Below are 21,123 nucleotides of genomic sequence, written 5' to 3'. Positions count from 1 at the left end.
CGAAGGTGCCGTCGATGCTCGATGCAGTCGTCGTGGGGGCGGGGCCCAACGGGCTGACCGCCGCAGCCGAACTGGCCCGCCGCGGTTTCGCCGTGGAGGTCTTCGAAGCGCAGGAGACCGTCGGAGGCGGTGCCCGCACCGAGGAGCTGACCCTTCCCGGTTTCCGCCACGATCCCTGTTCCGCCGTCCATCCGCTGGGCATCGGCTCGCCCGCGTTCAACGCGATGCCGCTCGCCCGGCACGGCCTGGAGTGGCTCCAGCCCGAGCTGGCGCTCGCCCACCCGTTCCCGGACGGCACGGCCGCCGTGCTCACCGGCTCGGTGGGGGAGAGCGCCATGTCGCTGGGGCCCCGCGACGCGGGGGCGTACCGCAGGCTCCTCGCCCCCTACCTCGGCCACTGGGACACCCTCGCCCAGGACTTCCTGCGCACCCCGTGGGACGGGCTGCCCCGTGACCCCTACCGCTGGGTGCGTTTCGGTCTCGACGCGATTCAGCCCGCCTCGCTGCTCTCCCGCCGCTTCGGCGGCGCGAAGGCGCGCGCCCTGTTCGCCGGGCTCGCCGCCCACGCCATCGCGCCCACCACCGGCCTGGCGACCGGCGGGATCGCCCTGCTGTTCGCGGTGGCGGCGCACGAGAAGGGGTGGCCCCTGCCGCGCGGCGGCTCGCAGGCCATCTCCGACGCCCTCGCCTCGTTCATACGCGAACAGGGCGGCACGATCCGCACCGGCACCGAGGTCAAGCGGCTCGACGAGCTCCCGCCCGCCCGCGCCTACGTCTTCGACACCTCGCCCACCGCCGTCGCGCGCATCGCCGGCCTGGGCCGCGCCTACCGCGGCTACCGGTACGGCGCGTCCTGCTTCAAGATCGACTACGCCCTGTCGGGACCCGTCCCGTGGACCTCCGAGGACGCCCGCCGGGCCGGCACGGTCCACATCGGCCCCACGGCCGGTGAGATCGACGCCGCGCTGACCGCCGCGGTGACGGGACGCGACCCGAGCGTGCCGTTCCTGATCACCGCACAGCCCAGCCTGGTCGACCCGTCCCGCGCGCCCGAGGGCCGTCATGTCTTCTGGGCGTACGGACATGTCCCGTCGGGATGGGAGGGTGACGCCACCGACGTCATCGAACGGCAACTGGAGCGCTTCGCCCCCGGGTTCCGCGACCTGGTGCTCGCCCGTGCGGTGGCAGGCCCGCCCGAGCTCGCGGCGCGCAACGCCAACTACGTCGGCGGCGACACCGCCTGCGGCGCCTTCGCGGGCCTCCAGACGGTGCTGCGCCCCAAGCTCGCACGCGTCCCGTACGCGACGGCGCACCCCGCGGTGTTCCTCTGCTCCTCCGCCACCCCGCCCGGCCCCGGGGTGCACGGCATGTCGGGCCACCACGCGGCGAAGGCGGTCTGGCGGCGCCTGCGGGCGGCCTGAGGGCCGCACGGGGCACGATGGTCCGCATGCGTACAGCCGAGGGCGCGACCGTCACCCTGGTCCGCGGCGACAACACCCGGCAGTCCGCCGATGTCATCGTCAACGCGGTGAACTCCTCCCCGCTGGTGGGTCGTCCACACCGTGGGCCCGGTCCGGAGCGTTCGTCCATCCCGGGCCCACAGGCATTGGGCGGACCAGGACGGACCGAGTCCGGTCGATCGTGCCCGAGCCGGATCGAAGCACCGCCCGATCACCGGAGCGCCGCCCGATCGCCGAAGCCTTCCTCAAGCTCGTGCCGCCGCGTCACTCACCGAGAACCGAGGACGCCGCGTAGACCTCGAACAGCAGGATTGCTGGTCACCATGTGCATGTCCGCAACGCATGTCATGATCCGCTCTCATGAGTGACCGTTCGCTTTCGCCCGCTTGGCTGGCTTCGTGGATGAGCAGGGTCTCAGAGGCTCTGAAGGCAATGACCGACGACTTCGAGCGCCGGCACGGCTTTCCCCCGGGCGCCAACGAGGTCCGGCCGGCCGACCACGACGATCGGGCCGCAGCTCGCCTGCTTGCCCGGGTGGCGCCGGCTCCTGCTGACCTGATCACCTTCTACGGCAGCATTGGCGATGTCACCTGGGCGGACGTCGGCAATGGCCACTTCGTCGCCCCGGCAGCGGATGTCCTTCTGCGGCTGGAGGAGTACGCCGCTGTCGATGCAGGTGCGAACCAGAAGCCTCGCGGCCTGGTCATCGGCTCGAACGGCGGCGGCCAGTCCTATGTCGCCGCCCCGGTCGGGGCGGTCTACCGGACGCGAACGGCATCCTTGGACGAACCTGGACTCGACCGCGTGGCCGATGACTTGAGGCAGTTTCTGGAGCTGCTGGAGCAGGCCCTGACACGGTTCGTCGCCAACGATGAACCGGGGCACCTATAGGGACGGGCCGGTCCAGCACTTCATTGTGCCGGCCGTTGCAAGAGGTCGTCTCCTGTGGCGGGACTGGTTGAATGAGGGCGAGCGATCGGTTCGTCGTGTGGGGCAGCTCAGGGTAGCGGGGTATGAAGGCGCATCCTCATCTGCATGCATGAGCGTAGGAAGTGTGGCTGATGTTTGCTCTCATGGTCGGAGTCGTCGTCGCGGGTTTCGGGATCTGCCTCGCGGCGAACCTGTGGAACCTCGCAGATCGGATCTTTTCCTACTATTCCTGCCGTGTGTCGATGGGAAGCGCCACGGCTGGGACGTTTCGTCTGGTGGGAGGAGGATGGGTTTTGGTCGGGCTTTTCTGGATCGCAACGGCCCTGCCCGAAGTGTTCCAGGCCGCCGACCGCGTGTGAGGCGGCGATGGCGGATGAGTACGGCGGCCATGCCGACGAAGGCGAGGAGGTGTTCGGCCTTGCGTTCGTAGCGGCGGTGCAGGCGCGGACAGCCGGGACACGGTCCGCTCGACCACCCAGCGGCGGCGTCCGAGTCGCTGCGAGGACTCGATGCCCTTGCGGACAACGCGGTGTCGGATGCCGCGTGAGCGAAGCCATCGACGCAGGTGGCCGTAGCCGTAGCCGTAGCCGTAGCCGTAGCCCTTGTCCGTGTGGAGCCTGTGGGGCCTTCGGCGGCGTGGGCCTCGCCGGGATTGTGGCCCGATGTCGCCACGGACGCGATCGCGGCCAGGGCCTCACGGTCGCCCGCCCGACGCCGGCCCCACCCTGCGGACGCTTCACCTCCGGCGGTGGCGCCTGGCGCAGGGTATTCACACGACCGTCCTGCATGCGTGGTTGTGCGTACCAGTGATTGGCAATCACCAATCACTGGCACCATGCCGGCAGCCATGTACCGAGACTCCCTCTGGTTCACCAGGAGTTCCGTCAGTAGTGGGCGGGGCAGACAGTCAGTCAGTTCGGCACGTACGTGGGGCAGACCGTGCTGCCCCTGCTCGCGGCAACGACGCTGAAGGCGTCGCCGCTCCAGATGGGGGTTCTGACCGCGGCCGGGACAGCCGGACCCGGGTGATCTCGGCCAGAAGCCCGTCCACCAGGAAATTCGTCGGGTTGTCTGGAGGTGGCCGCGCCGCCCGTGACGGAGGTGCGGTTCGTACTGTTCGGCGCGCAGGCGCAGGCGCAGGCGCAGGCGCAGGCGCAGGCGCAGGCGCAGGCGCAGGCGCAGGCGCACGCGGAGTTCGCGGAAGAGCCGGAGGCGCCGGCGGCGCAGGGCTGACCTCCGGGCGCGACCGTGCGGCGAATCTCCCTTCACGGTACGGGAGTTCCCTGGCCGTCAGCGGTCTCCGGCCGTCAGCGGTCTCCGGCCGTCAGGTGTCAGCGGACCGGGTCGAGGAACGAGTCGAACGGGGCCGGGAGCCGTCTCCACGCCTCGGGGCCTGCGGCGTACTCGGTGTCGGTCAGCAGACAGGACTCCAGGAGCCGGGCCAGAGCGTCCCGGTCGAGGCCGGGGGAGGTGAAGACGAGGTGCTGGCAGCGGTCGCCGTGCTCCGGGTGCCAGTCGAGGGCGGCCGCCGCCCTGCGGACCGGAGGCACCAGGTCCCACGCCGCGTCCGGCAGCGAGGCCAGCCACGGTCCCGCGCTCTCCACGCAGAGCGCACCACCCGCGGCGTCCCAGGCCAGCAGGGTGTCGGGGCGGTCGGCGAGCCAGAAGCGGCCCCGGCTGCGCGCGGCCGCACAGCAGAGCTCCTCCAGCGCCCGGAAGAGCCGCTCGGGATGAAACGGGCGGTGGTGGTGCCAGACGAGGGTGGCGACCCCCGCCTCGTCCGCGTCCTGCGGCAGCAGCGCGCACGCGGGGTGCTGGGCAGCGGCCGCCGATTCCACGTCGAAGCCCGCGAAGGCGAGCCGGGCCAGTTCCCCGGAACCGACCGGTACCTGACGTGCCGTCGGGTGGAGCTGCGAGAGCAGCGCACGGTCCTCGTCGTCGGCGGCCCCGTCGTCGGCGAGGACGAGCACCGGCGCGTACTCCAGCTGGCGCGCCCAGGTGTCGCCGACCGTCCGACGGTCCGTGGCGGCGGCCGCGAGACCCGCGTCGGCCAGATCGTCGCCGTTGCCGAGGCAGGGCATCACCAGGGAGGGGTCGACGGCCGTCATCACACCGGTGAGTTCGAGGGCCCCGCCGCCGTGCGCGACGACGGCCTCGGCCATCGCCCTCGGTTCCACGGAGTCCCACAGTTCGACCACCGCGAGCCGGGTCCGCCCGTCGGCGGCCAGCCGCTCCAGCTCCGGCACCAGGTCCTCGCGCAGCGCACAGCAGGCGCAGTCGTCGACGAGCGGGGTCTGCCCGTGCGACAGCTCGCCCGCCGCGTCGCGGACGAGGCGTCGTACGGTGCCCTCGGCGGCCGCGGACAGATCGTGGTGGAGCGCGACGCTGCCGGGGACGGTGTGCAGCAGCCGGTCCACGGCCTGCCCGCGTGCGTCGGAGTGGAGCCCGGCGACGATCACCACGGGCAACCGGCCGCTGTCCCGCATCACTTCGCCCCGCTGCGGCCGTAGCGGCGCTCGAACCGCTCTACGCGGCCCGCGGTGTCCAGTACTCGCGCCGTGCCGGTGTGGAAGGGGTGGCTCGCGGAGGAGATCTCGACGTCGACGACGGGGTAGGTGTTGCCGTCCTCCCACTCGACCGTCTTCGTGCTGATCGCGGTGGAGCGGGTGAGGAAGGCGGCGCCGGCCGCCTTGTCGCGGAAGACGACAGGGCCGTACGCGGGATGGATTCCGGGCTTCATGGCGGTGTCCTTCTGGGTCGGTGGGGAGGGTCAGCGCTCTTCGCGGAAGTCGACGTGCCGACGGGCGACCGGGTCGTACTTGCGCAGAACCATGCGCTCGGGGTCGCTGCGGCGGTTCTTGCGGGTGACGTAGGTGTAGCCGGTCCCGGCCGTGGAGCGGAGCTTGACGACGGGGCGTAGTTCGTTGCGAGCCATGACCGCTACTATATGGCAATGATTTCCATTTCCAACAAGTGGTTGTCCACGGAGAGCAGGTAGCGCCATGTCCGCCCACTGCCAACTGACCGGCGCCCGGCCGGGCTTCGGCAACAACATCTCCCACTCCCACCGGCGCACCTCGCGCCGCTTCGACCCCAACGTCCAGCGCAAGAGGTACTGGCTGCCGAGTGAGGGCCGGTACATCCGGCTGACGCTCGCCGCCAGGGCGATCCGGACCGTCGACAGCATCGGCATCGAGGCGGCCGTCGCCCGCATCCGGGCCCGGGGAGGGAAGGTCTGATGGCCAGGAAGAGCAAGATCGCGAAGAACGGGCAACGCAGGGCGACCGTCGAGCGGTACGCCGTCCGCCGCGCCGAGTTGAAGGAGATCGTCCGCCGTCCGTCCACCACGGATGCCGAACGCCGCGCCGCCGCGGACGAACTCCGCCGCCAGCCGCGCGACGCCAGCGCGACCCGGGTGCGCAACCGGGACAGTGTGGACGGGCGGCCGCGCGGTCACCTGCGGAAGTTCGGGCTCTCCCGCGTCCGTATGCGCGAGCAGGCCCATGCCGGATTCCTGCCGGGGGTCACCAAGTCCTCCTGGTGAACGCCGCGCCGTGCGGGAGGCCCGGCGCCGGCGCCGGCTGTCGGCAGGCGGGATGCCGGGCCGATGGGCCGTGTCGGCCCGGCACCGGCCCCCCGGCACCGGCCCCCGGCACCGGCCCCCGGCCCGGGCTTTCCGTGCTCGGCCTGCGCTGCCGAGGCCATGCGCACCGCGTGCCGCCGGCCCTCGCGATCCCGGACGGCGTCAACACGGGCACCCGCTTCCTGCGCTCAGCGGAGGCACCGATCGCCGGGACGGCCAAGCAGCGGATCGTCGAAGCTTCCGGACCCGACACCCGACCCATCTTCCGCGAGCTGCGCAACACCGCCCGGGTGGCCCGCAATTCGGTGTGCGAGTAGGTCGTCCCGATCCTGGCGGCCGGTGGTACGTTCCCCGATGTTCAGCCGTTGGTGGCCGGCGGGCGCGGGCGCCGGTTCTTCGAGGACGGCGACACCGAGGCCGGGATCCGGTCCGTCGGCCTCTCCCCGGGGCTCGTACACGACGTCGGGCCGACGGGGGAGCTGGTGCGACGAATCGTGGCCGAGGCGCGGGACACGGTCACGGGAGTGACGGAATTGTGCGCCGTAGGTCCCCCGCGGAACTGAGAACACTCACGGCCACCCCCACCCGTACTTCGCCCCAGTACGGACCGGAGCGTCTTCCTCACTGCCGGGCCCCCGCAGTGACAGGGCGGGAAGAACCCCTCAGCTGGGTCGGTTCCGGATCCCCGTGAGCAGTCCGGCAAGCCGTCTGCGGGCCGAACCGCCGTCACCCTCGTCCTGGCGAACACTGTCAGAGGGGAGAGGACGGGACACGGCCACCGGTTCGCCGCTCTGCTGCCGGCCGGCACCGTGGTGCGGCCCGGCAGCGGTGGCGGGCATCACGCGCCGTCCCGGCGTGGGGGAGTCGGTCCAGGCCCAGGTGGGGACGGCGGGGTTGTCGGGGACATCCTGCGGAGCCGCTTCGTCGGCCGAGGCGGCTCGCAGGAGAGCGCTTCTGAGGGGACGTCCGGAGAGCGCGGCGAGCGACTGCTGCTCCGGAGGCCTCCGTTCACGCTGGGCGCGCACCGCTGCCCCGATGATCCACGAGCCTGCCACCGGAGAGATCTGACGCGAGGCGTCTTCTCGTACGGCAACGGGCGAGGGGCGGTGGGCGAGAGCCGTGGCGGTGCGGTCGCGATCCACTTCGACACCGGCCGTCGGCGCGGGCACCGCGTACCGGGACCGGCCGGGGCCGATGAGTCCAGTGGCCGCCCCGACTCCGGATCCGGCAATTTCGTCGAGATCTCCGGTGTCCTTGGCCCGGGCCTTGTCACCGGTGTTCTTTTCCCGTTCCAGGCGCAGTTGTTCCTGCAGCGCCGCGAACCTGGATTCCAGTTGTTGATGCCGCTCGGAGAGGGCGTGGTACTCCTTGCTCTGCCGTGTCGTTTCGACGGCATGATCGCCGATCAGTTTCTCGAATGGACCGCGGTCGGTGAAAGCCATGATGGTGCCCACGAGTTGATCGCCGTCCCATACCGGAATGGTGGTCACGTCTGCAGAAACGCGGTCACCGGCCTTCGTCCACAGCGCCTGGTCGTGGGCTTGGCACTTGAGCCCGGAGACAAGAGTGGCGGCCAGCGGCGTCTCCACGAACGGGTTCGGCTCGCCGTTCGCCGTCGAGTGCAGCACCAGCGGGTGCAGTTCCTTGCCGTCGAGGTCGCTTGCGCGGAAACCGAGGATGCGCGCGGCCGCCGGATTGACGAGGACGACCCGCCCCTTGGTGTCGGTGCCGATCAGTCCCTCGGTCGTCGCGCGGAGGATCACTTCGGTCTGCCGCTGGGAGCGGACGAGCGCGGCTTCTGTTTCGTGTGCGGCGGTGAGATCGCGGACCATGAGCAGGACCAACCCGTCGTCGGAGTGGTTCCGGCCGGGACCGTGCGGCGTGTGACCGGTCTCAAGACCCGTGGTGATGACCTCGGCGGGGAACTCGCCGCCGTCCGTCCGACGGGCCGTCGTCCGGGGCGGGTTGTCGCGTCCCCGCCGGATGGTGCGATCGTCGGCACCGTGCGGTGTTCCCGAGATCACTCGCGATCCGTGGTCCGGCAGCAGATCGCGCAGCCCGTGTCCGACGAGCGGGGTTCCGGGCGTCTCGAACATGTCGTGGGCGGCGGCGTTCGCGCTGATGACGGTTCCGTTCCCGTCGATGAGCATGAGGCCATCGGGAAGGGCGTCGAGTACGGCGGAGAGGTGCGCACCGCCTTGGAATGACCTGCTGTTCACGACAGATTTTCCTTCCCGAGTCCGTGTGCCTGGGATCCGTTGTGGACACGCCGCTGTGCGCTTTTCGACACAGCTGCGGATGACATCCGGCGGCGTGGTCGGCAGACTCCGACAGCAACAACCTAACCCCGTCACACACCCCGGAAAGGCGGCTCGGGCACTGCCCGGACCATTCTTACGGATGCCTTAAGCAAGGGATCAGGCTGGGCTAACGGCGTTGGTGTTTCGCCGCCCTGAAGCGTGTCGCAGAAGGCTGTGGGGCGGGTGTCCCCACCCGTGAATGGGAGGGGTGTTGTGTTGTGTGCTGAGCCGGTGCGGCCCGAACGTTCACCGGGCTGCGGACGCGTCGTCTCGCGCTGCCGTTCGGCTGCTCCCCGCCCCGACCTGGCTTGCCCCGACCCGACCCGACCCGACCCGCCCCGACCTGGCTCAGTCCGACCCGCCCCGGCCCGGTCCGCAGGGAGGCCGGCCGTGCCCTTCGTCGTCCTCCGGCCCGGTCGGCGCCTGAGTACGCGTACCGGCGCATGCGTGAGGCCCCGGAGCCGCAAGGTGCTTCCGGGGCCTCGTGGGCCGGTCTGTCGGGCCGCCGTGCGGCGACGGCCGTCAACCGTGCCGGTGGCTCACTGGCCGGTGGTCTTCTTCCGGCGGAGGAAGAAGACGGCGCCGCCACCGAACACGACGAGTGCGGCGGCGATGCCGGCGATCATCGGAGTGGCGCCGGAACCGCCGGTCTCGGCGAGGTCGCCCTCGGCGGGGGAGCCGGCGGCGGCGTCGGTGTCCTTGTCACCGGGGGCCGCGTGGGTGGGCATGACGGAGGGGGTCTGCGAAGGCTTGGCGCCGGGTGCGGCCGTCCTGCAGTCGAGGACGCCCTTGAAGGCCTTCTCGAAGCCGTTCGGACCGGTGACGGTGAAGTCGTACGCCGCGTCCTCGGCGACCGGGACCGTCACCGTCCTGGTCTCACCGGGGGCGACGGTGTGCTGGGCGCCCTTGAGCCCGAAGGTCCAGGCCTCGTCGCCCTGGTTGGTGGCGGTGACGTCGACGCCGCCCTTCGCGCAGTTGTTGGCGACGGTGACGGCGGGAACCGCGCCCTTCCTGGCCCAGGACGCGGACGCCGCGGCGGTGACGGTGGCATCGCTGGACCCGGCCAGGACGAGGGTCTGGCTGGGCCCGTCGGTGCTGACGAAGGCCCGGCCGAGCGGAACCCCGGTGGTGGCCCGCGCGGTCAGCTCCGCCGAGCCGTCGGCGGTGCCGGCGGGGATGTCCAGGAAGACCTGGTCGCCGTTCTTGGCGTTCGTGACGGGCGTGCCCTTCGTGTCGACGATCCGGACGCCGTCCGGAGCACCGGGAGCGAGCGCGAGAGCGACGGCCGCCGCGTTCGTGGCGACGGTCACCGGGCCGACGCGGTCACCGGACCTGCCCGCGACGGACGAGGGGGAGAGGACGAGGGATTCCTTCGGTTCCTGGAGGGGCTCCGCCTTGCCGAGCAGGTAGTCGGTCAGCAGCTTGGCGTCGGCGTCGGCCGGAGTGGCCGTCACCTTGTCCGAGAAGTGCCAGATCGCTGCCTGTGTCGCTGCGGCGGCGTCATTCCGGTCGAGGTCCTTGGCGCCGACCTTCTTGGCCAGGTCCGTCACCGAGACCTTGGGGTAGGAATTCTTCAGGACCCACAAGATCTTCCCGGCGTCGCTGTTGTTGTGGAGGGAGGACTGGTCCCAGCCGACCTCCTTGTAGCGGAAGTCGTGCCGTGCCCCGGTGCGCAGGTCTATGCAGTAGGTCGAGAGCGTGCCGCCCTGTTCGGTCCGCATCTCGAACAGGCCCGCGCGGTCGACGGACCATTTGCTCCCGTCCTTCTCCTCGATGCCGACCTGGCCGAAGTCGGTCAAGCCGCCGAGCTTCGCGGTGGCGCCACCCGCACCCCGGTCGCCCTGGTCGGCCGCGGCGGGACCGGCGAGGGCCATCGCCCCCGTCGCGACGAGCCCCGTGGCCAGAGAAATGGCGGCCAGCCGCGCGGCGCCGCGTCTGAAGACAGAAAACATTGAATTCCCCTCGAAGGCAGGCTGTTTCGCGCTGCGGGTTGTTACGCACGGGAAAGGGGCCTGCGGCAGACATGCCGAATCGAGCGGAGCGGACGCACCACCCGAGTACATGGAAACCCTAGGTGCGCAGCCCATGCTGACTGCTGGTCATATGGATGGGATAAGGGTAGCGAGGCGCAATCGTTACCGACGGTGCCCAACAACAACGAGAATGCGAACAGCAGGGAGGAAGAGAGGCGCGCGACCCGTCGCCGACTGATCGATTCGCACCGATCCGCCGCTTGCGTGAGCGCAACCTGAAATATTCCTTAAGGTATCCATAAGAACGGTCCACCGGATTTCCGCGTGGGCGGACGACGCGATTTCCGGGGCCGGGTTGGTGATTGCCGGGCCGTAGCGGCAGCGTGCCGAATGGCCGTGCCGGCCTGTCCCCCGGACATCATCGACGAGCCCTTCGGTGACTGTTCGTCACAAGGCCGCCGCGTGCACCGTCGCAGGTGCCGCATCGATGGTTCCAGCCGCGCTGTCGAGTGCTCCGGCGTCGGCCCACGGGCCGATGACGGACCCGGTCGGCCGGGTCTCCGCCTGCTACGCGGAGGGCGTGGAGTCACCGGTCTCCGCGGAGTGCAAGGCGGCCGTCGCGGCGGGGTTGGTGGCGACAGCACCGCCGAGCCCGCCGAGACCGGTGGCGACAGCACCACTCCCTGCATCGCCGTCGCCGGATCAGCGGTCCTGACTCCGGGGGCGACCGCGGTGTTCGCCGTCGGCCGACGCCGTTCGGCGGCGGGTCACCCCTGACGCCTTCCGCACCGGCGCCATCGGGTGGCACCGGGCCGAGCCGTCCGGTGCCGCCCACACGCACGGGCCGAAGAACGCAGCCGACAGCCCTCACCCGCCCACGCCCCGACCGACGCTGCCTCACTGCTCCTTGAGCGCCGCCGGTTCGCCTTCGGCGCGTGGCCGTACCTCGGCCATCTCGCCCCAGACGATCATCCGGTACGTACTCGTGAACTCCGGTGTGCAGGTCGTCAGCGTGATGTAGCGGCCCGGCCCGGTGAATCCCGAGCCGGCGGGCACCGGGTCGAGTACCGCGATGTTCTTCGGCGTGGTCTGCGGCAGGATGCTCGCCATCTTGTACACGTAGTACGTGTCGTGCGTCTCGACGACGATCGGGTCGCCCGGCTTGAGATGGTTGATATACCGCAACGGCTCACCGTGCGTGTTGCGGTGTCCGGCGATCCCGAAGTTTCCCGTCCTGGCCCCGGGCATCGCTGTGGGAATGCTGGCCTTGTCGTAGTGGCCGACCATGCCCCGGTCCAGGACCTTGGTCTTGCTGATGCCCTCCGCGATCGGCACGACCACGTCCAGCTTGGGTATGTGCAGGATCGCGAAGCCCCTACCCGGTTCGAAAGTGTCCGGTCCGTTCGCGCCGTCCGCCCATTCACGCTCCAGCTCGCGCCGGGCGCTGCCCGTGATGCTGTGGGCGCGCACGTTCGACCACCACAGCTGATACGAGGTGAAGAGCAGCATCAACACGCCTGCGGTGATGAGGACTTCGCCGCCCACCCGGCCCGCCGTCGTGGCGGCGCCGGGCTTCCGCGCCCGTGCGGCCCGCCGGGCCTCGACGCGCGTCATGGGAGCCGACGGAGCCGGGGGAGCCGGGGGAGCCGACGGAGCCGACGGAGCCGGGGGAGCCGGGGGAGCGAGTGGGGCGCGGGACCGGGGCGAGGCATGTCGCTTCGCGCCGCGCCCCGGGAACGACGCGGCGTGCCGGCCGGCCCGCTTCGCGGCCTTGCGGCGTGCGGCCCGCCCGCCGTCGGGCACCGGCCCCGTCATGCCACGGCCTTCGACCTGGCCGGGCGGTGACGAGGGGCGCGGCCGGTGCGGGGGAGAAGGCGAATCACCATCGGCCGTTCACCGTCGCACCGTCGCAGGGCGGAGCGGGATCGGAACGGCGGAGGACATGTGGGGCGCCGTGGGTGCGTCCAGGCGCCGACGCAACCGGAATCGATGCCTCGCGCCATGGATTTCCCGACAGAAGTCGTCCTGTCCAGTCGTGCATGACTTCCTTGGTTCCTGATCCTGTTCATTTTCCGGAGTTCCGCCCGCACATTCCTGGGCAACGCTCTGCCACGGGTCGGAAGAGATGCGGGGGCTCGCGGACGACGCATTCGGCGATTCCTGACGGGTCATCGGCCGTCGGCTGCCGACGATATCCGATTCTGGCGCATGAAGTTCACTCCGGTCCAGCCGCTTCGGGGGCCTGCCGGGCAGTGGGATGCGAAATGCGGGACGATACTTATGCGATTCGAAAGCGAGATTCAAGGGAACCTTAAGGATTTCCTTCACGGGCGCCGGTCGCGTTTGAATGGAACCTGGTCCGCCGGGTTCGATTCCGTGGAAACCCGGTACCGTCCCGGACCCGATGAAAGAACCTCCGCCGCGCGGCTGCCTGCGGAAGTCCGGCCACTCCCGCGTCGGGGCGCGCCGTGGACGGACATTCCGCCCGGGAGCCGGGGCCCTTGTCCGGACCGGGGCCCGCCGGGCAGACTCCGGGGCAGGGCGTCGAGGAGTTCCCGGCGGCGCGACGTCGATGTCGGATTCTCGCCAGCCCCCGCGTGCCGGGTGACCGATGCTTGAGCCATGCACACCGACACCGAGCGCTGCGTGCGGGCCGTCCGCTCCAAGGACGCCCGCTTCGACGGCTGGTTCTTCACGGCGGTCCTGACCACCCGGATCTACTGCCGTCCCAGCTGCCCGGCCGTGCCGCCCAAGGTCGAGAACATGACCTTCTACCCCAGCGCCGCAGCCTGCCAGCAGGCCGGATTCCGGGCCTGCAAACGGTGCCGGCCCGACACCAGCCCCGGCTCCCCGGAGTGGAACGCCCGGGCCGACTCCGTCGCCCGTGCGATGCGGCTCATCCGGGACGGTGTCGTCGACCGCGAGGGCGTCCCCGGACTCGCCGCCCGGCTCGGCTACTCCGCCCGGCAGATCGAACGCCAGCTGCTCGCCGAGCTCGGCGCCGGCCCGCTCGCCCTGGCCCGCGCACAGCGCGCCCAGACCGCCAGACTGCTCATCGAGACGACCGGACTCCCCATGGCGGAAGTCGCGTTCGCCTCCGGATTCTCCTCGATCCGTACCTTCAACGACACCGTCCGCCAGGTCTTCGCACTCGCCCCGGGCGAGCTGCGCGGCCGCGCCACCCGGTCCCGGACGCCCCCGGCCACCCCGGGCGTGATCGCGCTGCGGCTGCCCTACCGCGCACCGCTCAACCCCAGCAACCTCTTCGGCCACCTCGCCGCGACCGCCGTCCCCGGCGTCGAGGAGTGGCGCGACGGCGCCTACCGCCGCACCCTCTCCCTGCGGTACGGGCACGGCATCGCCGCCCTCACCCCGCACCCCGACCACATCGCCGCCCGGCTCTCCCTCACCGACCCCCGCGATCTCACCCTCGCGATCAGCCGCTGCCGCTGGCTGCTCGACCTGGACGCCGACCCGGAGGCCGTCGACGAGCAGCTGACCACCGATCCGCTGCTCGCCCCACTGGTCCGCAAGGCACCGGGCCGGCGGGTGCCGCGTACCGTCGACGGCGCGGAGTTCGCCGTACGGGCGGTGCTCGGCCAGCAGGTCTCGACCGCCGCCGCCCGCACCCACGCGGCCCGGCTGGTCCGCGCGCACGGCCTGCCGGTCGACGACCCGGAAGGCGGCCTCACCCACCTCTTCCCGGACCCCGGCGCACTCGCCGGACTCGACCCGGAACAGCTCGCCCTGCCGCGCAGCCGCCGCACCACCCTCACCACCCTCGTCGGCGCACTCGCCGACGGAACACTCAGCCTGGGCACCGACACCGACTGGGAACAGGCGCGGGCCGAACTGACCGCACTGCCCGGCTTCGGCCCCTGGACCGTGGAGGTGATCGCGATGCGGGCGCTCGGCGACCCGGACGCCTTCCTCCCCACCGACCTCGGCATCCGGCGCGCCGCCGAGGAGCTCGGCCTGCCCTCGACACCCGCGGCGCTCACCGCCCGCGCGGCCGCCTGGCGCCCCTGGCGCGCGTACGCGGTCCAGTACCTCTGGACCGTGGACGACCATCCCATCAACCACCTGCCCACCTGAGAAGCCGGGAAGTACAGCCATGACCGATCCGCATCCACCCGCGGCGAACCGGCAGCACACCGTCGTCGACAGCCCGTACGGCCCCCTCACCCTCGTCGCCACCGACGGGGTCCTCGCGGGCCTCTACATGACCGGCCAGCGGCACCGCCCGCCCGAGGAGACCTTCGGCGAACCCGACCCGCGGCCCTTCGAAGAGGCCGTCCGCCAGCTCGACGCCTACTTCGCCGGGGAGCTGCGCACCTTCGACCTGCCGCTGCGTCTGGACGGCACCCCGTTCCAGCGCAGCGTCTGGGAGCAGCTGCGGCTGATCCCGTACGGCGAGACCCGGTCGTACGGCGAACTGGCCGAGAACCTCGGCAAACCGGGCGCCTCCCGTGCGGTGGGGCTGGCCAACGGCAAGAACCCGGTGGGCATCATCGTCCCCTGCCACCGAGTCATCGGTGCCTCGGGCGGCCTCACCGGCTACGGCGGCGGACTCGACCGCAAGCAGCGGCTGCTGGCCTTCGAGAGCGGCAGCCAGGACGACACTCCGCCACTGTTCTGACATCCCGGGCCCCGGGAACGACGAGGGCGGGCCCGGACACCGAGGTCCGGGCCCGCCCCGAAGCCACCTGCGGGCGTGGCGGCCGTCAGCCGGTGAAGATCTCCACCAGGGTCCAGATCGCCAGCCCCAGCATGCAGAGCCCGCCGATCCGCTGGACCGTCTTGAGCGGCACCCGCTTCGCGATGAACCGGCCTGCCAGCAGCGCCAGGGCCGAGACGGACATCAGAGCGGCCGCGGACCCGATCGCCGTGGACCAGGTGCCGTTGCTCGCGGCCAGGTTGGCGGTGGTGATCTGGGTGAGATCGCCCCACTCGCTGATGAAGACGGCCATGAACGCGGTCGAGTAGACCGGCCAGAAGCCGGTCACCGTCTTCGTGCCGCCGTCCTCGTCGTCATCGCCGCCGCCGGCACGCAGCAGCATGAAGGCCCCGAACGCGAAGAGGGAGGCCGAGACGAGCTTGACGATCCAGTCGGGCAGCAGCCCGATCAGGCTGCCCGCCCCCACCGCGATGGCGACATGGACGATGAACGCGGACGACGTGCCGAACCAGACGTACAGCGGTCGCATGCGGGTGCCCATGGCGAGCGACGCGAACATCGTCTTGTCGGGGAGCTCCGCAAGGAAGATCAGACCGAAGGCGGTGAGGATCGCCCAGGGGTCGAGGTGCATTCGGGGTGGCTTTCTGTGAGAGCCGGGCCCCGGGCCTTTCGCGAAGCGCCACTCGGGCGTCCGGAGGACCACTCGGCCCGGCATGACGTCAGCGCCCACTGGACGCGGGCGTGTCATACCTGACCGAAGGTCTCGCCCGCCCGTGACGATCCACGGGCCCGGCCACCGGGAACCCGAGGGTTCCAGTGTGTCGACGACCGGTTTGCGGGGCTACTCCCCTTCGCAGCCATCAACTCTACCCCACCCGCTCACCGCACAGAGCAGGTGTTCGATCCGGTGACGGGGATCGGTACAGTCCCCTGGTGATCACCCGCGCCCGCACCGCAAGGGCTCCCGCATGAGCCGCCGCACCCGCAGAGCGGCCCCCGCCGGGGGCACGCCCGCCCCCACCGTCAGCGTCTGCCGCGGCTGCTGCTGCGGAACGCCCAAGATCCCGGACGTGGACCACGCCGGCCAGCTCGCCGAGCTGCGGCGCTCACTCGGCGGGGCAGCCACGGTACGTGCCGTGGAGTGCCTGGACGCCTGCGAACAGGCCAACGTCATCGTGGTCCAGCCGTCGGCCGAGGGGCGCCGCGCGGGCGGCAGGCCGGTCTGGCTCGGCCTGGTCAACGACCCGGACGCCGTGACCGACATCGTCACCTGGGTCGAGGCGGGCGGTCCGGGGCTGGTGGACCCGCCGGAGATCCTCGACCTGTACACCTTCCGCCCCTCGCGGCGCATACAGCAGGAACTCGACCACTGAGGCCGGCGGACCACGGCACCACCCGCCCTCTCAGCCCCCGGAGGTCCCGCCGGAACCCGTGCCCGGCTCCGTACCGGAGGCCAGCCGCCCCAGCAGCGCGGGCAGCGCCGTACCGATGGGCTCGCGGACGATCGTCTCGGCCCGTTCGTCGTACGGGGTCGGCTCCGCGTTCATCATGATGAGCCGTGCCCCGTGGTCGGCCGCGACCCCGGCCAGCGAGGCGGCGGGGTGCACCTGGAGCGACGTACCGACCGCGACGAACACCTCGCAGGCCTTCGCGATCGACACCGCCCGGCCCAGCACCACCGGGTCGAGCCGCTCCCCGAACATGATCGTGGCCGGTTTCAGGATGCCGCCGCAGACCGTGCACGACGGGTCGGCCTCTCCCGCGTCCACCCGGGCCAGCGCCTCGGCCATCGCGGAACGGGCGTGACAGCGGGTGCAGACCACCTCGTGCACGGTGCCGTGCAGCTCCAGGACCTTGCGGCCGGGGAGTCCGGCGCGCTGGTGCAGCCCGTCGACGTTCTGCGTGATCACCCGCACCGGGGTGCCGGACCGCTCCAGCTCCACCACCGCACGATGGGCCGCGTTGGGCTCCACTGCCAGGGCCGCGCCGGCGCGCCTCATCAGCCAGGAGCGGCGGCGGATCTCCGGATCGCCCATGTAGAAGTCGTACGTGACGAGCTTCTCGGCCTCCGGGTCCTTGCGCCAGAGCCCGTTGGGACCGCGGTAGTCGGGGATGCCGGAGTCCGTGGAGATGCCGGCGCCGCTGAAGATCGCGACGAGAGTCATGCCGCGAGCCTAAGCAGCGCCGGTCACCGTCCGCGAGACGATTTCCGTCAGACCGCCGGACCGGCGGGCCTGAACGGTGACGGGGTCAGGCCCGTCCAGGTGTTCAGCTCGGCCCGCGCCGTCTGCTTGGTGACGCCGCCGTCCTGGAGCGTGCCGCTGCGTGCGACGTAGAACCGCCCGTCGTCGAGCGACACCAGGCCGTACTGTCCGTACTGTCCCGGCGCCGGCCACCCGTACGTGTCCGTGGCGGCGTCGTGCGCGCCCTTGCGCAGCAGCGGGAGCAGCAGGCCCTGCTCGGGGCGCTGCTGCCCGCGGACGGGCCCGCGCACCGGCTTGCGCGCACCGTCCAGCGCGAAGACCGAGTAGCCGGGGAAGCCCGGCTTGGTCCCCTTGTAGACGGCCATCAGCCAGTTCCCGCTGTGCCCGTCGTACTCCAGGTTCTGCACGCCGTAGGTGGTGTTCCCGGTGTACGCGAAGAACTTGCCGTCGGTCCGGGCGGGCCCGCTGGTGTGCGGGGCCGACTCGGTCAGCGGGCGCTCGTACTTCTTCCACCCGGTGACGTCGTACTGGAGCAGCACCTGGTGGTCGTTGTCCGCGCGGCCCGCGTTGGCGTACACGCCGTACGCGACCGTCAGCCGCCTCGCGGCACGCTTGCCGCGCCCGTCGCCGAACGCCGGACCGAAGGCGACGCCGTCGATGCCGCTGCAGCCGTAACGGTGGTCGGGGGTGTTGCCCGTGTCGCCGTCGAAGACCCCGTCGCCGTTCATGTCGGCGGTGAAGTCCTTCACGACCTCCTTGAGGTAGACGGTCGAGACGACCCCGGTGGACTGGGCGTCCATGTCCATCCGGGTGATGCGGTCGACGTCGAGGATCGCGATGTAGAAGGACTTCGCCTCCTTGTACTCCAGCGAGCCGTAGACCCGGCCGTCCTTCTCGTCGAAGTCCAGATCGCCGAGGTGGCCGGTGAATCCGGTGACCGAGCCGACCGGCTTGCCCCTGAGATCGGTCTTGACCAGCAGATTGGTCATGGAGAAGTACATGAAGCCCTTGCGGCGGTCGATGGCCATGCCCTGGACGTGGCCGGACTGCCAGGCGCCGCCGTCGACCGACAGCGGCGGCCTGCTGTGCGCGGCCCGGGCCGCGGCCGAGGCCGACGCCGGGTCCGCGAGTGCCGTCGGAGCCATGGCGACAACTGCCGTGCAGGCGAGCGCCGCGACGATCGTGGCCGGTCGCCCGCCGAGGTGTCCCTTGTGCGTACGCATGATCCCTCCGCTGTCGTGGAGTCCGGATGATGCCGGTCGAGCGTGCACTGCGGACCAATGGCACATGAACTCGGGAGTCCGGCAGCCGCCGACCGGACTATCAGCCGACGAGCGGTCAGCACAATGGGACAGAACGGTGATCCGGGATGAATGCCGCCCTCGGGTGTCAGCCGTCCACCGGACGGCCGTCCTCCAGCTCCGCCGCACCGTCACCGGAGTCGAGCACGTCCAGCGCGGCCTTCAGGCGCAGCGCGAGCGGGCCGAGCAGATAGCGGTCGAACTCGGCGCGCTCGACCAGCTTCCAGGACAGCAGCTCCTCCTCCTGGAGCCGGATCCCCTTCAGCTGAGCCTCGTCCAGCACTCCGCCGTCGTACAGATACGCGGCGATCGGCGGGCGTCGGGAACTGCGTGCCCAGTCGATGGCGAGCAGCCGCCCCGGCGCCAGATCGAGGCCGATCTCCTCGGCCGTCTCGCGTCGCGCGGCCTGCCGCGGGCTCTCGCCGTCGTCGGACTCGATCGTTCCGCCGGGCAGCGCCCAGCCGTCCCGGTAGTTCGGCTCGACGAGCAGCACTCGCCCCCGGCCGTCCCGGAACACGGTGGCCGCGGCGGCCAGCACCCGGGGGAGCCCCGCGATGTAGGAGGTGTAATCAGTGGTGGTCACGCGGGCAGCGTAGTGGCAGGGGCGGGCCCGGACGAAGACGGCTCTGGGCAGCGGGTATCCGCTGCGGATAGGGTCGGGGGCGGCGCGACTGCCTGTTCGAAAGCAAGGGATGCAAGGTGGCGGACGGAGCAGTGATGGAGACCGCACGCGTGCTCGTCGCGGCGGACAAGTTCAAGGGCTCGCTCACGGCCGTACAGGTCGCGGAGCGGGTGACGGCCGGGCTGCGGCGGGTCGTCCCCGACGTGCGGGTCGAGACCCTGCCCGTGGCGGACGGCGGCGACGGCACGGTGGCGGCGGCGGTGGCCGCCGGATTCGAGCGCCGCGAGGCGCGGGTGACCGGACCGCTCGGTGATCCGGTGACCGCGGCGTACGCGCTGCGCGGCACCACGGCGGTGGTGGAGATGGCCGAGGCATCGGGCCTCCAGCACCTGCCCGCAGGGGTGTTCGCCCCGCTCACGGCCACGACGTACGGCTCCGGCGAGCTGCTCGCCGCCGCACTGGACGCGGGCGCCCGGACGATCGTTTTCGGTGTCGGCGGCAGCGCCACGACGGACGGCGGCGCGGGCATGCTGGCCGCGCTGGGCGCCCGCTTCCTCGACGCGGACGGCAAGCCCGTGGGCCCGGGGGGCGGTGGGCTCGCCGAGCTGGCGGAGGCGGATCTGTCCGGCCTCGATCCGCGACTGGCCGGGGTGGACCTGATCCTTGCCAGCGACGTGGACAACCCGCTGACGGGGCCGAAGGGCGCCCCCGAGGTCTACGGCAGGCAGAAGGGCGCGACCGAGCAGGACATCGCGACGCTCGACGCCGCGCTCGCCCACTACGCGGCCGTCCTCGGCCCGGACCACGCCGCGCTGCCCGGAGCGGGCGCGGCGGGCGGCATCGGCTACGGGGCGCTGGTCGCCCTCGGCGCCCGCTTCCGCCCCGGCATCGAGGTCATGCTCGACGTCCTCGGCTTCGCCCCGGCGCTGGCGCGCGCCACGCTGGTGATCACCGGGGAGGGCTCGCTAGACGAGCAGACCCTGCACGGCAAGGCCCCGGCCGGAGTGGCGGCGGCGGCCCGTGCCGCGGGGATCGAGGTCGTGGCGGTCTGCGGCCGCCTCGCCCTGTCGCCGGAGGCCCTGAGCGGGGCGGGCATCCGCCGCGCGTACGCCCTCGCTGACCTGGAACCGGACCCCGCGGTCTCGATGGCCCAGGCGGGACCGCTGCTGGAGCGGGCGTCCGAGTCGATCGCGCGCGACTTCCTGCTCTAGGGGCTTTCGTCCGGATCGGGCCGGACCGGGGAGCGGGGTCCGGTGTCCGACGGCGTCACAGGGCGGAGCCGAGAGCCCGGGGATGGAGCGTCGGCGGCCGACGGCAACGCGGCGAGGCGCGGCACCGGGGCACGCGGGCCCGGCCTGATCCCGGCGGGGGCCCCGGCTCCGGCGGTCTCCTCCGGTGGCCGGGCGGGGCGCTGAAGCCGCGCCCGGCCACCGGAGATCAGCCCGGCCATCCCACGGAGGGTGTCGTGTCCTGACCGCCGCCGGTGTCCCGGCCGTCCCGCGCACCGTCCCGGCCGCTCAGCAGATCGGCCAGGTTCTGGAGTTCGGAAGGCAGGTCCCGGCGCCAGGCCATCGTCACGAACGGCGCGAGAAGTATCATGCCGCCGTCCAGATGGGGCTTGACCGAGACGGTGACCGTCGTGCCCAGCCGGCCCGGACTCAGCCGGAACTCCAGCTCCGGGGAGTGGCGGCCCAGCGGCGTCCACATGCCCGCACCGCGGAAGGCCAGGTACTCGACGGGGGTGCTCGCGGTGCACCGGAGGCGGTGCGCCCGTCGTCTGCCCGGAAACTTGCAGGTGTACTCGTCACCCAGTTCGGTGGTGATCGGGCCCTCGATCACCCGGTCGATGCTCGATGACCACTCGGCCAGGTTGCGCGGATCCCGGAGGAACGAGAAGACCTCGCCGGCGGGGCGGGACACATGGACATTCGCAGACACATGGGGCATGGCTCCACCTCTTACGGCGCCCGTACGCCCGAGTTTCGGCGTCCGGTAGCCCTCGTCGCGGTGCCGTCGCCCATCAGCCTGCCGCCGATCGGGGGGCGGCGCACCCGTCGCAGGACCGATGGAGT

Annotated in this window: 21 protein-coding genes and 2 pseudogenes; 11 read left to right on the top strand and 12 right to left on the bottom strand. The window is 71.6% G+C overall.

All coding sequences use genetic code 11. From position 1 onward, the window contains the following. The first annotated feature begins 5 nt into the window (after positions 1-5). The 3 genes from ACGF8B_RS27740 to ACGF8B_RS27730 all read left to right on the top strand — a co-directional run bounded on the left by ACGF8B_RS27740 (position 6) and on the right by ACGF8B_RS27730 (position 2,749). A complete protein-coding gene (locus ACGF8B_RS27740) occupies positions 6-1,421 on the top strand; it encodes a phytoene desaturase family protein (protein WP_392743794.1) in 1,416 nt (471 codons plus the stop codon). 471 nt (positions 1,422-1,892) lie between these two features. Continuing rightward, positions 1,893-2,351 carry an SMI1/KNR4 family protein gene (locus tag ACGF8B_RS27735; RefSeq protein ID WP_392743791.1) on the top strand — a complete coding sequence of 153 codons (459 nt, stop codon included), beginning with the start codon at positions 1,893-1,895 and terminating at the stop codon, positions 2,349-2,351. A gap of 170 nt (positions 2,352-2,521) precedes the next feature. Next, positions 2,522-2,749, top strand: a complete 228-nt coding sequence (locus ACGF8B_RS27730; RefSeq protein WP_392743789.1) for a hypothetical protein — start codon at positions 2,522-2,524, stop codon at positions 2,747-2,749. Here the strand turns inward: ACGF8B_RS27730 and ACGF8B_RS27725 are convergent. Continuing rightward, positions 2,745-3,066, bottom strand: a pseudogene (locus tag ACGF8B_RS27725) (IS5/IS1182 family transposase); the annotation flags it as partial. The gene ACGF8B_RS27730 and the pseudogene ACGF8B_RS27725 sit on opposite strands and share 5 nt — an antisense overlap. 416 nt (positions 3,067-3,482) lie before the next feature. Between ACGF8B_RS27725 and ACGF8B_RS27720 the strand changes: the two are divergent. Further along, positions 3,483-3,623 carry a hypothetical protein gene (locus ACGF8B_RS27720; protein ID WP_392743786.1) on the top strand — a complete coding sequence of 47 codons (141 nt, stop codon included), beginning with the start codon at positions 3,483-3,485 and terminating at the stop codon, positions 3,621-3,623. A gap of 98 nt (positions 3,624-3,721) precedes the next feature. On the opposite strand, the gene ACGF8B_RS27715 is transcribed toward ACGF8B_RS27720, so the two are convergent. From ACGF8B_RS27715 to rpmG, 3 genes are read right to left on the bottom strand one after another with little or no spacing between them, the layout of a single operon-like run. Beyond that, positions 3,722-4,876, bottom strand: coding sequence for a CobW family GTP-binding protein (locus ACGF8B_RS27715; RefSeq protein ID WP_392743784.1), 1,155 nt, complete (start codon positions 4,874-4,876; stop codon positions 3,722-3,724). Continuing rightward, a complete protein-coding gene (locus ACGF8B_RS27710) occupies positions 4,876-5,130 on the bottom strand; it encodes a type B 50S ribosomal protein L31 (RefSeq protein ID WP_392743781.1) in 255 nt (84 codons plus the stop codon). The genes ACGF8B_RS27715 and ACGF8B_RS27710 overlap by 1 nt, the downstream gene beginning before the upstream one ends. A gap of 30 nt (positions 5,131-5,160) precedes the next feature. Further along, positions 5,161-5,325 (bottom strand): 50S ribosomal protein L33, encoded by a 165-nt coding sequence (rpmG, locus tag ACGF8B_RS27705; protein ID WP_266687626.1) that lies wholly within the window; start codon positions 5,323-5,325, stop codon positions 5,161-5,163. Positions 5,326-5,392: 67 nt separating this feature from the next. Here rpmG and rpmB point away from each other — a divergent pair, with 67 nt between their 5' ends. The 3 genes from rpmB to ACGF8B_RS27690 all read left to right on the top strand — a co-directional run bounded on the left by rpmB (position 5,393) and on the right by ACGF8B_RS27690 (position 6,290). After that, positions 5,393-5,629, top strand: coding sequence for a 50S ribosomal protein L28 (rpmB, locus tag ACGF8B_RS27700; protein WP_392743777.1), 237 nt, complete (start codon positions 5,393-5,395; stop codon positions 5,627-5,629). Then, a complete protein-coding gene (rpsN, locus tag ACGF8B_RS27695; protein ID WP_392743774.1) occupies positions 5,629-5,934 on the top strand; it encodes a 30S ribosomal protein S14 in 306 nt (101 codons plus the stop codon). Before rpmB ends, rpsN begins: the two co-directional genes overlap by 1 nt. Positions 5,935-6,104: 170 nt before the next feature. Continuing rightward, the gene (locus tag ACGF8B_RS27690) at positions 6,105-6,290 is read left to right on the top strand and encodes a hypothetical protein (protein WP_392743772.1); all 186 of its coding nucleotides are present in this window, start codon (positions 6,105-6,107) and stop codon (positions 6,288-6,290) included. A 345-nt stretch (positions 6,291-6,635) separates the two neighbouring features. Here ACGF8B_RS27690 and ACGF8B_RS27685 read toward each other — a convergent pair whose 3' ends face one another. The 3 genes and pseudogenes from ACGF8B_RS27685 to ACGF8B_RS27675 form a co-directional block, all read right to left on the bottom strand. After that, the gene (locus ACGF8B_RS27685) at positions 6,636-8,192 is read right to left on the bottom strand and encodes a PAS domain-containing protein (protein WP_392743770.1); all 1,557 of its coding nucleotides are present in this window, start codon (positions 8,190-8,192) and stop codon (positions 6,636-6,638) included. Between the two features lie 620 nt (positions 8,193-8,812). Beyond that, positions 8,813-10,225, bottom strand: a complete 1,413-nt coding sequence (locus ACGF8B_RS27680) for a Cys-Gln thioester bond-forming surface protein (protein ID WP_392743768.1) — start codon at positions 10,223-10,225, stop codon at positions 8,813-8,815. A 918-nt stretch (positions 10,226-11,143) separates the two neighbouring features. Then, positions 11,144-12,121: pseudogene (locus tag ACGF8B_RS27675) on the bottom strand (class E sortase); the annotation flags it as partial. A gap of 747 nt (positions 12,122-12,868) precedes the next feature. On the opposite strand from ACGF8B_RS27675, the gene ACGF8B_RS27670 reads away from it, so the two are divergent. Together ACGF8B_RS27670 and ACGF8B_RS27665 are read left to right on the top strand one after the other, a co-directional pair. Next, positions 12,869-14,341 carry an AlkA N-terminal domain-containing protein gene (locus tag ACGF8B_RS27670; protein ID WP_392743765.1) on the top strand — a complete coding sequence of 491 codons (1,473 nt, stop codon included), beginning with the start codon at positions 12,869-12,871 and terminating at the stop codon, positions 14,339-14,341. A gap of 19 nt (positions 14,342-14,360) precedes the next feature. Continuing rightward, a complete protein-coding gene (locus ACGF8B_RS27665) occupies positions 14,361-14,885 on the top strand; it encodes a methylated-DNA--[protein]-cysteine S-methyltransferase (RefSeq protein ID WP_392743762.1) in 525 nt (174 codons plus the stop codon). Between the two features lie 85 nt (positions 14,886-14,970). Here the strand turns inward: ACGF8B_RS27665 and ACGF8B_RS27660 are convergent, their stop codons facing one another. Further along, positions 14,971-15,555 (bottom strand): TMEM165/GDT1 family protein, encoded by a 585-nt coding sequence (locus ACGF8B_RS27660; RefSeq protein ID WP_392743759.1) that lies wholly within the window; start codon positions 15,553-15,555, stop codon positions 14,971-14,973. Positions 15,556-15,892: 337 nt separating this feature from the next. Between ACGF8B_RS27660 and ACGF8B_RS27655 the strand changes: the two genes are divergently transcribed. Further along, positions 15,893-16,297: a (2Fe-2S) ferredoxin domain-containing protein gene (locus tag ACGF8B_RS27655; RefSeq protein ID WP_392743755.1), complete on the top strand. Its 405-nt coding sequence runs from the start codon at positions 15,893-15,895 to the stop codon at positions 16,295-16,297. Positions 16,298-16,327: 30 nt separating this feature from the next. Here the strand turns inward: ACGF8B_RS27655 and ACGF8B_RS27650 are convergent, their stop codons facing one another. From ACGF8B_RS27650 to ACGF8B_RS27640, 3 genes are all read right to left on the bottom strand, one after another. Beyond that, complete coding sequence (locus ACGF8B_RS27650) at positions 16,328-17,089, bottom strand: NAD-dependent deacetylase (protein ID WP_392743753.1); 762 nt, start codon at positions 17,087-17,089, stop codon at positions 16,328-16,330. Positions 17,090-17,136: 47 nt separating this feature from the next. After that, positions 17,137-18,351 carry a hypothetical protein gene (locus ACGF8B_RS27645; RefSeq protein WP_392743751.1) on the bottom strand — a complete coding sequence of 405 codons (1,215 nt, stop codon included), beginning with the start codon at positions 18,349-18,351 and terminating at the stop codon, positions 17,137-17,139. Positions 18,352-18,517: 166 nt separating this feature from the next. Continuing rightward, entirely contained in the window at positions 18,518-19,012 is a 495-nt protein-coding gene (locus ACGF8B_RS27640; protein ID WP_385207060.1) for an NUDIX domain-containing protein, read from the bottom strand. A gap of 134 nt (positions 19,013-19,146) precedes the next feature. On the opposite strand from ACGF8B_RS27640, the gene ACGF8B_RS27635 reads away from it, so the two are divergent. Then, positions 19,147-20,262 (top strand): glycerate kinase, encoded by a 1,116-nt coding sequence (locus ACGF8B_RS27635; protein ID WP_392743747.1) that lies wholly within the window; start codon positions 19,147-19,149, stop codon positions 20,260-20,262. Between the two features lie 226 nt (positions 20,263-20,488). On the opposite strand, the gene ACGF8B_RS27630 is transcribed toward ACGF8B_RS27635, so the two are convergent. Next, entirely contained in the window at positions 20,489-20,998 is a 510-nt protein-coding gene (locus ACGF8B_RS27630) for an SRPBCC family protein (RefSeq protein ID WP_392743744.1), read from the bottom strand. Between the last annotated feature and the right edge of the window lie 125 nt (positions 20,999-21,123).

The organism is Streptomyces sp. NPDC047917 (assembly GCF_043204345.1).
Taxonomy (GTDB): domain Bacteria; phylum Actinomycetota; class Actinomycetes; order Streptomycetales; family Streptomycetaceae; genus Streptomyces; species Streptomyces sanglieri.
Note: the sequence above shows the minus strand (reverse complement) of the source record. Positions and strands in the feature narration are given on the sequence as shown.

Excerpts from the sequence above, each read along its gene's own strand:
- ACGF8B_RS27735 (WP_392743791.1), top strand. The coding sequence starts at position 1,893 with ATGACCGACGACTTCGAGCGCCGGCACGGCTTTCCCCCGGGCGCCAAC.
- ACGF8B_RS27730 (WP_392743789.1), top strand. The coding sequence starts at position 2,522 with ATGTTTGCTCTCATGGTCGGAGTCGTCGTCGCGGGTTTCGGGATCTGC.
- ACGF8B_RS27715 (WP_392743784.1), bottom strand. The coding sequence starts at position 4,876 with ATGCGGGACAGCGGCCGGTTGCCCGTGGTGATCGTCGCCGGGCTCCAC.
- ACGF8B_RS27710 (WP_392743781.1), bottom strand. The coding sequence starts at position 5,130 with ATGAAGCCCGGAATCCATCCCGCGTACGGCCCTGTCGTCTTCCGCGAC.
- rpmG (WP_266687626.1), bottom strand. The coding sequence starts at position 5,325 with ATGGCTCGCAACGAACTACGCCCCGTCGTCAAGCTCCGCTCCACGGCC.
- rpmB (WP_392743777.1), top strand. The coding sequence starts at position 5,393 with ATGTCCGCCCACTGCCAACTGACCGGCGCCCGGCCGGGCTTCGGCAAC.
- rpsN (WP_392743774.1), top strand. The coding sequence starts at position 5,629 with ATGGCCAGGAAGAGCAAGATCGCGAAGAACGGGCAACGCAGGGCGACC.
- ACGF8B_RS27680 (WP_392743768.1), bottom strand. The coding sequence starts at position 10,225 with ATGTTTTCTGTCTTCAGACGCGGCGCCGCGCGGCTGGCCGCCATTTCT.
- ACGF8B_RS27670 (WP_392743765.1), top strand. The coding sequence starts at position 12,869 with ATGCACACCGACACCGAGCGCTGCGTGCGGGCCGTCCGCTCCAAGGAC.
- ACGF8B_RS27665 (WP_392743762.1), top strand. The coding sequence starts at position 14,361 with ATGACCGATCCGCATCCACCCGCGGCGAACCGGCAGCACACCGTCGTC.
- ACGF8B_RS27660 (WP_392743759.1), bottom strand. The coding sequence starts at position 15,555 with ATGCACCTCGACCCCTGGGCGATCCTCACCGCCTTCGGTCTGATCTTC.
- ACGF8B_RS27655 (WP_392743755.1), top strand. The coding sequence starts at position 15,893 with ATGAGCCGCCGCACCCGCAGAGCGGCCCCCGCCGGGGGCACGCCCGCC.
- ACGF8B_RS27650 (WP_392743753.1), bottom strand. The coding sequence starts at position 17,089 with ATGACTCTCGTCGCGATCTTCAGCGGCGCCGGCATCTCCACGGACTCC.
- ACGF8B_RS27645 (WP_392743751.1), bottom strand. The coding sequence starts at position 18,351 with ATGCGTACGCACAAGGGACACCTCGGCGGGCGACCGGCCACGATCGTC.
- ACGF8B_RS27635 (WP_392743747.1), top strand. The coding sequence starts at position 19,147 with ATGGAGACCGCACGCGTGCTCGTCGCGGCGGACAAGTTCAAGGGCTCG.
- ACGF8B_RS27630 (WP_392743744.1), bottom strand. The coding sequence starts at position 20,998 with ATGCCCCATGTGTCTGCGAATGTCCATGTGTCCCGCCCCGCCGGCGAG.